At 66.9% G+C, this 12,725-nt stretch carries 14 protein-coding genes; 9 read left to right on the forward strand and 5 right to left on the reverse strand.

Translation table 11 applies throughout. The features are described from left to right. Positions 1-20: 20 nt before the first annotated feature. The 4 genes from nuoL to HD596_RS15970 are packed head-to-tail and all read left to right on the forward strand — an operon-like array spanning position 21 to position 6,008. Entirely contained in the window at positions 21-1,868 is a 1,848-nt protein-coding gene (gene nuoL, locus HD596_RS15955; protein ID WP_185078506.1) for an NADH-quinone oxidoreductase subunit L, read from the forward strand. Further along, positions 1,868-3,427, forward strand: a complete 1,560-nt coding sequence (locus tag HD596_RS15960; protein ID WP_185069997.1) for an NADH-quinone oxidoreductase subunit M — start codon at positions 1,868-1,870, stop codon at positions 3,425-3,427. The genes nuoL and HD596_RS15960 overlap by 1 nt, the downstream gene beginning before the upstream one ends. After that, positions 3,424-5,007 carry an NADH-quinone oxidoreductase subunit NuoN gene (gene nuoN, locus HD596_RS15965; protein WP_185069998.1) on the forward strand — a complete coding sequence of 528 codons (1,584 nt, stop codon included), beginning with the start codon at positions 3,424-3,426 and terminating at the stop codon, positions 5,005-5,007. The genes HD596_RS15960 and nuoN overlap by 4 nt, the downstream gene beginning before the upstream one ends. A gap of 11 nt (positions 5,008-5,018) precedes the next feature. Beyond that, positions 5,019-6,008 carry a polyprenyl synthetase family protein gene (locus HD596_RS15970; RefSeq protein ID WP_185069999.1) on the forward strand — a complete coding sequence of 330 codons (990 nt, stop codon included), beginning with the start codon at positions 5,019-5,021 and terminating at the stop codon, positions 6,006-6,008. Here HD596_RS15970 and rarD read toward each other — a convergent pair. After that, entirely contained in the window at positions 5,976-6,899 is a 924-nt protein-coding gene (gene rarD, locus HD596_RS15975; RefSeq protein WP_185070000.1) for an EamA family transporter RarD, read from the reverse strand. The genes HD596_RS15970 and rarD overlap by 33 nt on opposite strands. A gap of 123 nt (positions 6,900-7,022) precedes the next feature. Between rarD and msrA the strand changes: the two genes are divergently transcribed. Then, positions 7,023-7,679: a peptide-methionine (S)-S-oxide reductase MsrA gene (msrA, locus tag HD596_RS15980; RefSeq protein ID WP_185070001.1), complete on the forward strand. Its 657-nt coding sequence runs from the start codon at positions 7,023-7,025 to the stop codon at positions 7,677-7,679. Continuing rightward, the gene (locus tag HD596_RS15985) at positions 7,676-8,008 is read left to right on the forward strand and encodes a hypothetical protein (RefSeq protein WP_185070002.1); all 333 of its coding nucleotides are present in this window, start codon (positions 7,676-7,678) and stop codon (positions 8,006-8,008) included. Before msrA ends, HD596_RS15985 begins: the two co-directional genes overlap by 4 nt. Before the next feature lie 189 nt (positions 8,009-8,197). Here HD596_RS15985 and HD596_RS65635 read toward each other — a convergent pair whose 3' ends face one another. Together HD596_RS65635 and HD596_RS65640 are read right to left on the reverse strand one after the other, a co-directional pair. Then, positions 8,198-8,728 (reverse strand): Eco29kI family restriction endonuclease, encoded by a 531-nt coding sequence (locus HD596_RS65635; RefSeq protein WP_185070003.1) that lies wholly within the window; start codon positions 8,726-8,728, stop codon positions 8,198-8,200. 5 nt (positions 8,729-8,733) lie between these two features. Further along, positions 8,734-9,150, reverse strand: coding sequence for a helix-turn-helix domain-containing protein (locus HD596_RS65640; RefSeq protein WP_185070004.1), 417 nt, complete (start codon positions 9,148-9,150; stop codon positions 8,734-8,736). A 45-nt stretch (positions 9,151-9,195) separates the two neighbouring features. On the opposite strand from HD596_RS65640, the gene HD596_RS16000 reads away from it, so the two are divergent. Further along, positions 9,196-9,465, forward strand: coding sequence for a hypothetical protein (locus HD596_RS16000; protein WP_185070005.1), 270 nt, complete (start codon positions 9,196-9,198; stop codon positions 9,463-9,465). A 478-nt stretch (positions 9,466-9,943) separates the two neighbouring features. Here HD596_RS16000 and HD596_RS16005 read toward each other — a convergent pair whose 3' ends face one another. Continuing rightward, positions 9,944-10,264: a hypothetical protein gene (locus HD596_RS16005; protein WP_185070006.1), complete on the reverse strand. Its 321-nt coding sequence runs from the start codon at positions 10,262-10,264 to the stop codon at positions 9,944-9,946. 114 nt (positions 10,265-10,378) lie between these two features. Here HD596_RS16005 and HD596_RS16010 point away from each other — a divergent pair, with 114 nt between their 5' ends. Beyond that, the gene (locus HD596_RS16010) at positions 10,379-11,620 is read left to right on the forward strand and encodes a helix-turn-helix domain-containing protein (RefSeq protein ID WP_313044211.1); all 1,242 of its coding nucleotides are present in this window, start codon (positions 10,379-10,381) and stop codon (positions 11,618-11,620) included. Positions 11,621-11,660: 40 nt separating this feature from the next. Next, on the forward strand, positions 11,661-12,104 hold the full coding sequence (locus tag HD596_RS16015) for a hypothetical protein (RefSeq protein ID WP_313044213.1): 444 nt from the start codon (positions 11,661-11,663) through the stop codon (positions 12,102-12,104). Between the two features lie 305 nt (positions 12,105-12,409). Here HD596_RS16015 and HD596_RS63765 read toward each other — a convergent pair whose 3' ends face one another. Then, positions 12,410-12,532, reverse strand: a complete 123-nt coding sequence (locus HD596_RS63765; protein ID WP_281398246.1) for a hypothetical protein — start codon at positions 12,530-12,532, stop codon at positions 12,410-12,412. Between the last annotated feature and the right edge of the window lie 193 nt (positions 12,533-12,725).

The raw sequence follows: 12,725 nt of genomic DNA on the forward strand, positions 1-12,725 counted from the left end.
TGATCGGGGTCTCCTGGCTGATGATCGCCCTCCCTCTCGTGGGGGCGGCCATCCTGCTGGTGCTGGGCCGGTTCACCAACCGCTGGGGCCATCTGCTGGGCGTGGCCATGTCCCTCGCCTCGTTCGTCGTGGCGGTGCTGGCGTTCTTCGAGCTCGTCGGGTTCGGGGAAGAGCAGCGCCGCAGGGCGGTCGAGCTCTACGACTTCATCCCCGGCATGGTGAAGATGGGGCTGCTGATCGACCCGCTGTCGATCAGCTTCGCGCTGCTGATCACCGGTGTCGGTTCGCTGATCCACATCTACTCGATCGGCTACATGTCGCACGACGAGCACCGGCGCAGGTTCTTCGGATACCTGAACCTGTTCGTCTCCGCGATGCTCCTGCTGGTGCTGTCCGACAACTACGTGGGCCTGTTCATCGGCTGGGAGGGCGTCGGTCTGGCGTCGTACCTGCTGATCGGGTTCTGGCAGTTCAAGCCGTCGGCGGCGGTCGCGGCGAAGAAGGCGTTCGTCGTCAACCGCGTCGGTGACTTCGGCCTGCTGGTCGGCATGTTCCTCATCTGGACCACGTTCGGCACGCTGACGTTCAAGACCCTCGGCGAGCAGATCACGCCGGGCCAGGAGAACGGCACCATGCTGGCCATCGGCCTGCTGCTGCTCCTCGGCGCGTGCGGCAAGTCCGCCCAGCTCCCGCTGCAGTCCTGGCTCCTGGACGCCATGGAGGGCCCGACCCCCGTGTCGGCCCTGATCCACGCGGCGACCATGGTCACCGCCGGCGTCTACCTGGTGGTCCGCTCGGGGGCGTTCTTCTTCCCCGAGGGCTCGGGCGCGGCGCTCGCCGTCGCCATCGTCGGCGCGGCCACGCTGCTCGCCGGTGCGATCATCGGTTGCGCCAAGGACGACATCAAGAAGGGCCTGGCCGGTTCGACGATGTCGCAGATCGGCTACATGATGCTCGGCGCGGGCCTCGGCCCCGCGGGGTACGCGTTCGCGATCGGTCACCTGATCACGCACGGCTTCTTCAAGGCCAACATGTTCCTCGGCGCCGGTTCGGTCATGCACGGCATGAACGACGAGGTGAACATGCGGAAGTTCGGCGGGCTGCGCAAGTTCATGCCGGTCACCTTCGTGACCTTCTTCATCGGCTACCTGGCGATCATTGGCTTCCCGCTGCTGTCCGGTTACTTCACCAAGGACGGCATCATCGAGACCGCGGTCCACCACCAGCCGGTGCTGGGCTGGCTGGCCGTGCTCGGCGCGGGCATCACCGGCTTCTACATGTCGCGGATGGTCTTCATGACCTTCTTCGGTGAGAAGCGCTGGGCCGAGGACGCCCACCCGCACGAGTCGCCGGCCGTCATGACCTGGCCGCTGATCATCCTGTCGATCGGCTCGATCGGGCTGGGCGGCTACCTGGTGCTGAACGGGACTCTGTACGACTTCCTGAAGCCCGCTGTCGGTGGCGACGGACCCGCGCCGCACTTCGACTTCACCAGCACGCCCGGTCTCGCCACCCTCGCGCTCGTCGCGGTCGGCGCGGCCTTCGCCTGGATGAGGTACGGCCGGGCCGAGGTGCCCGCCGTGCAGCCGCGGGCTTCGTTCCTCACCACGTTCGCCCGCCGTGACCTCTACGGCGACGCGATCAACGAGTCGCTCTTCATGCGCCCCGGCCAGTGGCTGACCCGCATCGCGGTGTTCTTCGACAACCGGGGCATCGACGGGCTGGTCAACGGCCTGGCCGCGGGCATCGGGGGCACCTCGGGGCGCATGCGGAGGCTCCAGACGGGCTTCGCCAGAACGTACGCGCTGTCCATCTTCATCGGTGCCGCCCTGCTGACCGGCGCCCTGCTCCTCGTTGGGAACCTCTGATGTCACCCTGGCTTCCGATACTCATGGCGGTGCCCGTGGTGGGCGCCATCGTGGTGGCCCTGCTTCCCAAGGGCAGTGACAAGCTGGCCAAGCAGGTCACCCTGCTGGTCTCGCTGCTGACGCTGGTCCTCACGGGTGTCATGGCCGCCGGGTTCAAGCCGACCGGTCCGCGCTTCCAGTTCACCGCCGAGTACAACTGGATCCCGAGCTTCGGCGTGAAGTTCGGGGTCGGCGTGGACGGCGTCGCGCTCGTGCTGATCGCGCTCTCGGTGGTGCTGGTGCCGATCGTGGTGCTGGCCTCCTGGCACGACGCCGACGGCGTCAAGACCGCCGACGGCACGCTCATCACGCCCAAGCGGTCGGTGAAGACGTACTTCTCGCTGCTGCTCGTGCTCGAGACGATGATGATCGGCGTCTTCGCGGCGACCGACATCTTCCTCTTCTACGTGTTCTTCGAAGCCATGCTGATCCCGATGTACTTCATGATCGGGTCGTACGGCGGCGCCCAGCGGTCCTACGCGGCCGTCAAGTTCCTGCTGTACTCGCTGTTCGGCGGCCTGCTCATGCTGGTCGCGGTCATCGGGCTCTACGTGGTCGGCGGCAGCAAGACCTTCATGTTCCCCGAGCTGATCGGGGTCGTGCAGGACCCGGCCATGCAGAAGTGGCTGTTCGCGGGCTTCTTCATCGCCTTCGCGATCAAGGCGCCGCTCTGGCCGGTGCACACCTGGCTGCCCGACGCGGCCGCGCAGGCTCCGGCCGGTGCCGCCGTGCTGCTGGTGGGCGTGCTGGACAAGGTCGGCACGTTCGGGATGCTCCGCTTCTGCCTGGAGCTGTTCCCCGACGCGGCCAAGGCGTTCACGATGCCGATCGTCGTACTGGCGGTCATCAGCATCATCTACGGCGCCATCGTGGCCATCGGGCAGACCGACATGAAGCGGCTCATCGCGTACACGTCGATCTCCCACTTCGGGTTCATCGTGCTCGGCGTGTTCGCCATGTCGTCGGTCGCCCAGTCCGGCGCGGCCCTCTACATGGTCAACCACGGCTTCGCCACCGGCGCGCTGTTCCTGGCCGCGGGCTTCCTCATCGCCAGGCGCGGCTCGCCGTTCATCGGGGACTACGGAGGCGTGCAGAGCGTCGCACCGGTGCTTGCGGGCTTCTTCCTGGTCGCCGGTCTGGCCGGTCTGTCGCTGCCGGGGCTCTCCTCGTTCGTGAGCGAGTTCATGGTCATGATCGGCACGTACTCCAGCCAGGCCCACGGGTCGGGCGCCCTGACGGTGGCCGCGGTGGTCGCCGCGGTGGCGGTCATCCTCGCCGCCGTCTACATCCTGTGGATGGTCCAGCGGACCATGAACGGGCCGACGGCCGAGCCGGTCAAGGCGTTCAAGGACCTGAACGCCCGCGAGATCTGGGTGCTGGCTCCGCTGGTCGCCCTGATCATCGGCTTCGGCTTCTTCCCCAAGCCGCTGCTCGACGTGATCAACCCGTCGGTGCACCAGACGCTGACCAACGTGAAGGTGCCCACCTCCACCATCGCTGAGAAGGGGACAGGTCAGTGAACTCCATCCCAGCGCCGACAATCGAGTACGGCACGCTGGCGCCGCTGCTGGTGGTGTTCGGCGCGGCCGTCATCGGAGTGCTCGTCGAGGCGTTCGCGCCGCGATACCTGCGTAAGTCGATCCACGTCCCGCTCACCCTGCTGAGCCTGTTCGGCGCGTTCGCCCTGGTGCTCGTGCAGGTGCTGCGCGGCAACGTGCCCACCGCCCCGGTCGCCATGGGCGCCGTCGCGGTGGACGGGCCCGCCCTGTTCATCTGGGGCGTCATCCTCGTCCTGTCGTTCGTGTGCGTGCTGCTGATCAACGACGAGGGCCACTTCGTCGCCTCGGCCGCGGCCGTGCCCGGCAGCGCCGACGAGGAGGAGGCCGAGGCCGCGGGCGGCGGGCACACCGAGGTGTACCCGCTGGTGCTGTTCGCGGTCGGCGGCATGCTGCTCTTCCCGGCCGCCCACGACCTGCTGATGATGTTCGTCGGCCTCGAGGTCATGTCGCTGCCGCTCTACCTGCTGTGCGGCCTGGCCCGCCGGCGCCGCCTCCTGTCGCAGGAGGCGTCCATGAAGTACTTCCTGCTGGGCGCGTTCTCCTCGGCCTTCTTCCTGTACGGCACCGCGATGGTGTACGGCTTCGCCGGCACCGTCTCCCTGCCGGGCATCAACGAGGCCATGGCCAGGAGCGCCTCGCTGGACCCGATCCTGATGCTCGGCCTCGCGCTGCTCGGCGTGGGCCTGCTGTTCAAGATCGGTGCGGCACCGTTCCACGCCTGGAAGCCGGACGTCTACCAGGGCGCTCCGACGCCCATCACCGCCCTCATGGCCTCCGGCACGCTGGTCGCGGCCGTGGGCGCCGTGCTGCGGGTGTTCTGGGTGGGTCTGGGTAACCTCGACTGGAACTGGCGGCCGATCATCTGGGGCGTCGCCGCCCTGACCATGATCGTCGGCTCCATCCTGGCGATCACGCAGACCGAGATCAAGAGGATGCTGGCGTACTCGTCCATCGCGCACGCGGGCTTCCTGCTCGTCGGCGTGATGGCCACGTTCGGCTCCGCCCAGCAGAACGCGGTCTCCCTGAAGGCGATCCTGTTCTACCTGGCGGTCTACGGCATCACGACGGTCGGCGCGTTCGCGGTGGTCACGCTCGTACGCGACCCGGGCGGCGAGGCCGGGCACCTGTCGCGCTGGGCCGGGCTCGGCAAGCGCGCGCCGGTGCTGGCCGGGGTGTTCGCCTTCTTCCTGCTGGCCTTCGCCGGCATCCCGCTGACGAGCGGCTTCTTCGGCAAGTACGCCGTCTTCGCCGCCGCCCTGAACAGCGGCACGCAGCCCGGCGACTCGATGGGCGGCTGGATGGCCGGCCTGGTCGTGGTGGGTGTGGTGGCCTCGGCCATCGCCGCGTTCTTCTACGTCCGCGTGATCGTGCTGATGTTCTTCAGCGAGCCGGCGGCCGACGGTCCGGCGATCGCGGTGCCCAGTATGGGGACCGTGGCCGTCATCGCCGTTTCGTTGCTGGTTACCGTAGGAGTGGGGCTCTACCCGGAGTCCGTGCTCGGTGTTGCCAACGACGCTGCTCGCAGCCTGTTCATCAGATAAGGGGATCTCGTATGTCTGCGCCTCCCGTGGTTGACCTTCCCATCGAGGACGAACGGCTGGCGCAGGACGTGGCCACCGGACTGGCCGCGGTCGAGAAGCTCCTGCGTTCGTCGGTGGAGAGCGAGGACGCCTTCGTCACGGAGGCGTCCAAGCACCTCATCGAGGCCGGCGGCAAGCGGTTCCGTACGCTGATGGTGCTGCTGGCCGCGCAGTTCGGCGACCCGTCCGCGCCGGGGGTCGTGCCCGGCGCGGTGGTGATCGAGCTGACCCACCTGGGTTCGCTCTACCACGACGACGTCATGGACGAGGCCCCGGTCCGCCGGGGCTCCCCGTCCGCCAACGCCCGGTGGGACAACACCGTGGCCATCCTCACCGGCGACTATCTGTTCGCCCAGGCGTCCGACCTGCTCGCGGACCTCGGTCCCGAGCTGATCCGCATCCAGGCTCAGACGTTCTCCCGCCTCGTCCAGGGGCAGATCCGCGAGACCGTCGGGCCGCGCGACGGCGAGGACCCGATCGGCCACTACCTGAGCGTGCTCGCCGACAAGACGGGCTCCCTGATCGCCGCCTCCGGCCGCTTCGGCGCGCTGCTGTCCGGCGCGCCCGCGGACGTCGAGGAGCGGCTCAGCCGCGCGTGCGAGGCCATCGGCGTGGCCTGGCAGCTCGGTGACGACCTGCTGGACGTGGCCTCGTCCGGCGCCCAGTCGGGCAAGACGCCGGGGACCGACCTGCGGGAGGGGATCAAGACCCTCCCGGTTCTGTACGCTCTGGCGTCGGAGGAGCCGTCGCGGCTGCGCGAGCTGCTGGCGGGGCCGGTGGCCGAGGAGGATGTGGAGGAGGCGCTGACCCTGCTCCGCGCCGACCCGGCGATGGCGCAGGCTCGGGCGGAGCTGGAATCCTGGGTGGACCGCGCCCGTACCGACATCTCCGGCCTTCCCGACATCCCCGCCAGGTCCGCATTTTTGGCGCTATGTGACTACGTGGTCCAGCGTTCCGGCTGATTTCCTGACCCGCTTCGCAGCGCGCGCCGCCCTGAAGCCGTCGTACGTGAAGATCGCCAGGGCCAGCCAGACGATCGAGAAGCCGATCCACCGGCTGGACGGCATGGTCTCCTTGGCGATCAGCACGCCGCACGCGAACTGCAGCATCGGTGCGATGTACTGCAGCAGCCCCATGGTGCTGAGCGGCACCCGGATGGCCGCCGCCCCGAAGCAGATCAGCGGGATGGCGGTGGCGACCCCGCCGCCGACCAGCAGCAGGGCGTGCCCGAGTCCGTGGTCGGCGAACGTCCCCTGGCCGTCGGCGTGCAGGAAGAAGATGTAGCCGAGCGCCGGCAGGATCAGCACCAGGGTCTCGATCGCGAGGCCCTCGGTGGCCGGCACGTTGGCCCGCTTCTTCAGCAGCCCGTACACGCCGAAGCTCACCGCCAGCGTCAGCGCGATCCACGGCAGCCGCCCGTAGTCGAGCGTCAGCACCAGCACCGCCAGGGCCCCGAACCCGACGGCCACCCACTGCATCGGCCGCAGCCGCTCCCGCAGCAGCACCACCCCGAACAGCACGTTGACGAGCGGGTTGATGAAGTAGCCCAGGGCGCTCTCGACGACGTGCCCGCTGTTGACGGCGTAGATGTACGTGCCCCAGTTGAGGGTCACGACCATGGCCGCCAGCACCAGCAGCCCCAGCTTCATGGGCTGCTTGAGCAGCGGCCGGAACCACGACCAGTGCCGGCGCACCGCCAGCACGGCCGCGACGGCGACCAGCGACCACACCATCCGGTGGGCGAGGATCTCAACGGCTCCGGATGGCTTGAGGAGCGGCCAGTAGAGGGGGAAGAGCCCCCACATCGTGTAGGCGGCGATCCCGAACAAGACACCGCGCCGAAGGTCAGGCATGAACCCCATCTTCGGCCATTACCACCTTTAAACACAAATGCCTATCACTATACGGAAATGTGTAGAGCTCCTAAAGCGTTAGGGCCTATGTACTCTGGGACGAGACCTACTGGAGGTAGTGCCATGGGCTGGCTGTTCGGCGGCAACAAGACATCGATGGTCCGACCCGAGGACGCCCTCCCCGGCCGCCCGGACCCCATGCCGATCCCGTCCCGTCACGCGGTCCTCGACGCCCCCCTCACCCCGCCCGAGGGCCTCGAGATCGCCGACTTCGGCCTCGGCTGCTTCTGGGGCGCGGAGCGCAAGTTCTGGCAGACGCCCGGGGTGGTCACGACGGCGGTCGGATACCAGGGCGGCTACACGCCCAACCCGACGTACGAGGAGGTCTGCTCCGGCCTCACGGGTCACACCGAGGCCGTCAGGGTGGCCTATGACCCGGCGAAGGTGTCGTACGAGGAGCTCCTGAAGGTCTTCTGGGAGGCCCACGACCCGACCCAGGGCATGCGCCAGGGCAACGACGTGGGCACGCAGTACCGGTCGGCGATCTACTACCACTCACCGGAGCAGCAGAAGGCGGCGGAGGCTTCGCGGGACGCGTACGAGCGGGTCCTGAAGCAGTCGGGCTACGGCGAGATCACCACCGAGCTGGCCCCCGCGGGCCCGTTCTACTATGCGGAGGATTATCACCAGCAGTATTTGTTCAAGAACCCGAACGGCTACTGCGGGATCGGCGGCACCGGGGTGGCCTGTCCGGTCGGCATCGCGCCTGCTGGCGAGTGAACAAGGCGGTCTTCGACGAGGTCTGTGTGCTCTGGGCGGAGCACATGGGCCTGCCTTTCCCCGATGACCTGCATGGCGTGGACATCTACGATCGGCCGGTCGTCTACCTGGATTCCTGCATAGCAGGCCCGATCACCAGCTATGTCGGGAGCCAGAGGGGCGTGCTGAACGATCGTCAGCTGCGAATCGTGAAGGAGTGCGCCCGTGATCTGCGGGCGCTGCTTCCGCGTCTGCGTCGGCGCGAGGGGCGAACGTACGTCGCGCGGCTAGTCCGAATCGGCGAGCTGATCATCAGCGATGCGCATGCAAGCTCTGAGCAGAGCAAGTAAGCGCGGCGACAATCTTCACTACATGGTCAAGGGCGAGCCGCCTGCGGCGGCCCGCCGCGTCGGGCGGTCGCTGGCCGCGCTGCGGCCTGGGGGCCGGTCGCGGCCAGCACCGCCCACGCGCTGACGCTGCCTCGGACTGTGGCTGAGCGGTGCGTCTCGCCAGATGCCATCGGTCGCTGGACGGCTCCCTCAGCCGGATCCGGGGTGAGTCTCTTGCCGCATGCGCTGCTGCTGCCTGAGGAGATGCTCATGGACTGCAGCGCGGAGCCCGTCGGCTGATTTCGATGCTGATGACAACACCTCTGCCCAGGGGACACCGGGGTGCAGCTCATGCCAGGGCGGGCGCGGCCCCCGACGCCCCGCGCCGGGCGCGTAATTACTGAACCCTTCGACAACGACATTCCATAGCGGCTGGTGATCGTCGATCATTAGCCGCACCGCCTTGGAAGCGAACAGGTCGTCGACCAGCAAGCATCGGACGTAAAAGTCTGCGGGATCCAGGTCGGCGCACGCGTCTAGTGTTTGGAGGTGTCGCCTGAGCTTGGAGTGAAGCGCGCCCCTGCTGGCAGAAGTCGACCGTGTGTACCGCCAGCTTGGAGAGGAGTAGGCCGAGCCTACGTACAAGGGGGTCTCGCACAGTGGAGACGACACGGGTTGGTAGAGGGGACATGCGCCAGCGTAGTAGAGCGCGTAGATGCCTTCGTGATCAAGACGGGCCACGTGGCCTAGCTGGACTGCAGGAGTAGTTTCCAAGGCCCACTGAACACTGCGAGCAAGGTTCTCCGGGCGGAGCGGGTCGAAGACAGGTACTGCCCTGCTGGGCTAGTTGCACTGCGTGCAGCTTGAACGTAGCGCCGACGACCGTTGAGGTCGCGATCGCTAGTGGGTGGCTGCTTTGCTTGCGTCTCTCCCCGTCGCCTCATGTCGAGCAGGGGCTTGGCATCGACTCCGAGGGCCCGTGCAATCTGTACGACGGTAGCGACTGTCGGCGGCTTCTTCCCGCTCTGGGAATTCAACGCCTGACTGATGATGGTGCGGCCTCGGCCGCATCGGTCAGCCAGTTGCTGGACACTCCAATTTTTGGACGCCATGAGTCGTCTTAACTCGTGTCCGAGGTCTCTCAAGTAGTCATGCTCGGCCACGTCGCTCCTCGTACGGATGTTCAAAGATGTTCATCATCGTACGATGTGAACAACAGCACCCGCTGGGTCAGTGAAGATCTCCTTCGACGGCAACGATCGAAGGGATTTGAGCAGGTGGCAGACAACTCGCTACTCGCGCTTGTGTTTGCGGTGATAGCGGTCTTCTTCGCGGCTCTCCTGGCAGCAGTCACCGCAGGGTTTCTCAGCTACCTCGATGGAAGTTCTGTAGCAATGGCTCTGATGAAGGGCGGAGCCACATTCGCAGGGGCGTTCACAGTTGGCAGCGTGGTGATCGGTATCTTCCTCGCGAAGTAGCTAGTCGGTTGCGAGAACGGTCCACAGCTGCACTTCTATGCTGTGGCCTGAGGCAGGATGTTGCTCGGGAGTTGCCTGACGAGCGGTTATGTCGATAGTCGGCCCGCAAGCCCGCCGCTGCTCGACAAGGGGAGCGGGAGGTGACTTCAGCGCGTGCTCGGTCCGATCATTGCTGAGGTGGGCAGCCTCGTGGCGGTATGCGACCAAGAGGCTGCCGCCCCGCGTCCGGTGCTCGGGCCTTACGGCCCTGTGCTCCGGGTCGGGTTGCCATCGAATTACCTGCCTACCGCAGGCTGCCGTGACTTCTGGTTCCTGATCTCGGCGTGTAGATTTTCGGCCAGTTCTTCCAAAGTCTCCCCACAACGCACGTTGGAGAGACCGCTGACCCTCGGCACGAAGTTGATGCGCATGGCGACCCAGCCTCCGGACATGTCGATGATCTGCCAGCCAGGGAATCTGCTGAGCACTTGCTGCACGGTCAGAGACACGACTGCGCCCCGGCGATCAGTGACGAGAGCGGATGCGACATGCGCAGTTCCGTGTAGCGGAGGGCGACTCGGTGGGCGGCGCGGGTCGGCTGGGTGAAGGGGTGCCCTGCGTAGATCGCTCGGTGTCTGCGTGGGTTCCAGCCGGTGCGCCACCAGTACGTGCCGTCCGCGCACCAAACGATCAGGCCGACCCAGACCGACACCATGGGAGTGCCGTAGTCGCGATGGACGTCGGCCGTGATTCCCTCCTCTGAAAGGGCCGCGATCAGTTGTTGTGCGGCGGCCAGGGGGTGAGGCGGTAGTGCGTTCATGTACTGAGCGTTGCTGTCACGAAACCGCAGGTGAACGGGCTAGTGCTGCTGGTGGTAGGGCTATTCCTGTCACGAATATCGGTACGGCCGAGGGCGGCGGCTTAACCTAGCGTTGTGACCCAGATACCGCCGCAGTTCTGGTCCGGGCCAGTTGTGGCCGCCGCTCTCGCCGAGTGCGATCTAGCGACCATCCTCGAAGAGGTGCGGCGGGCGAACGGTTGGACGCAGGGTCAGTTAGCTGAGGCGGTCGGCTACTCCCAGAGCTGGGTGTCCAAGGTGTTGCGTGGTCGTCAGCCGCTCACTGTGGACCAGGTTCGGGAGATATCCATCCAGATCGGGGTGCCGCTTCACTTGCTCCGATTCGGAGCCCGAGGGGATGACGATCCGACGAAGCGCAGAGATTTCGGCAAGGCGCTGGCGTTGACCGCGCTGGCGGGGGTGGCCCTGCCCAAGCGTCCCGATGTGGATGAGACGACGGCTGCCACGCTGACCAGCATCACCGGCGCCCAGCGTCGGTTGGAGGCGGTCACGCCTGCGCGTGAACTAAGCAGGCCGGCTGTGGCCCAGGTCGATCTTGCGGGCCGCGTTCTCGGCCGCTCGTCGCGGTCTCCGCATGCTGACGAGATCCGGGCCGGTCTGAGCGAGGCGGCAGGCTTCGCAGCCTGGGTGCATGCCGATATGCAGGACACCGGTTCGGCGCGGCTCTACTACCGTCGCGCCGTCGACAGTGCACGACAGGCCAACCATGCGCTGCTGGCGGCGTACATGATCGGCAGTCTGGCCGCGTTCGAGATTGACGCCAACGACCCGCTGATCGGACTGAATCTCTTGGCGCGGGCGCGGCGGGAGATCGGTGAGCGGCCACCGGCCATCGCTCGTGCGTGGCTGTCGAGTCTCGAAGCGCTCGGCCATGCGACCGCGCGGGACGAGGCGTCGGCGCTTCAGGCGTTGAGTGTGGCTGAGGCGGCGGTACGGGGTGGTGAGCGGGTCGCCGCACCGCCCTGGCCATGGGTGTTCCCGTTCGATCACGCCAAGTTGGCGGGGTATCGGGCTCTGGTGATGGTACGGCTCAAGCGGCCGGTCGAAGCCGTTGCCGCGTTCAACGAGTCGCTTTCGTCGGCCCAGCCCGGTGCGAAGCAGCGGGGTGTGCTCATGACGGAAGTAGCGACGGCTGAGGCCATGTCGGGACGCTATGACGAGGCGCTGTATCTGGCGTCCAATGCGCTTACAGTGGCGACGACGTATGGTTCCGAGCGTGTCCTGCACCGGGTCAAGAACTTCCGCCGATCGTATGCCGGGCCGTCGTCCGGTGCTCTGCGCTCGTTCGATGAGCGTCTTCACGCCACTCTGATCTAGGGGGATCATGGTTCGCATCGCTGTATCCGGTCATCGGGGCTTGCCGGAGGAGACCGCCGTACTGATCGACGGGGCGGTACGCGAGGCGCTTGCTGAGTACGGTTCTGGAGTCGCCGGGTTGTCCTGTCTGGCGGACGGGGCTGATCAGATCTTCGCTCGTGCGGTACTCGACCTCGGTGGTGCGTTGGAAGCCGTGATCCCGGCCAAGGAGTATCGGGACGGGCTGCCGGGCGAGTACCAGGCTACGTACGACGAGTTGCTGGGCCGGGCGGTCCGAACTCACAGGCTGGACTTTGTGGAGTCCACCGCGGAGTCGCACATGGCGGCCAGTGCGCGGATGCTGGACGACGCCGATGTGTTGTTCGCCGTCTGGGACGGGCAGCCGGCCCGAGGCTATGGCGGCACTGCTGACGTGGTGGCCGAGGCGCGGCGGCGGGAGGTGCCCGTGCGGGTGATCTGGCCTGATGGGGCCCGGCGAGATTAGGAGCCTCTAGACGCTAGGTGCCTGGTCAGGGAGCTGATGTGCCTCTAGGTGAGCCTCTAGACCTAGAGGTGATGTCTCTAGGTCTAGAGGCGCGGGCCCTACCGGTCCTCGTCTGCTTGCTGTCGTGCGATCTTGTGAGCGGTGGCGGTCCGTTGTCGGGCTACCTCGGCCCAGAAAGCCTCTCCGTGGCGGTGGCCGCTTCCGGCATAGCGCCATTCGCCTACCGTCACGGTCTTCTCCGGATCGGGAGGCGGAGCGCCTGTGATCGGCCGGGCTTGCTCGGCGCGGAAGCCAGGGCGGGCCTGTCAGTGTCCCCCGTAGCCGAGCATGTGCGCCCACTGTCGCAGGAGCAGGGTTCGGTAGGGCTGGAGCTCGGCGAGGCTGAAACAGGTGTAGATCATGCGGCGGGCGTGCTCGGTGACCTGCAACCCCTCAGTCCGCCCAGTTCGTCCGAGACGTAGACCGGTCGTACGTCAAGCTGATCGCCCCACCGGACGGGCGAGGGCGGCCCGTCCGCCATTCGGACCGTAACTTGACCGGCGGTCCGGCGTATGGCCCGGTCGAGCAGACCGTCCTGGCCGTGCCAATGCGGCGTGGGCTCGGTGGCTTTCGCCATCGAGC

This window comes from Nonomuraea jabiensis (genome assembly GCF_014204795.1).
Lineage (GTDB): Bacteria > Actinomycetota > Actinomycetes > Streptosporangiales > Streptosporangiaceae > Nonomuraea > Nonomuraea jabiensis.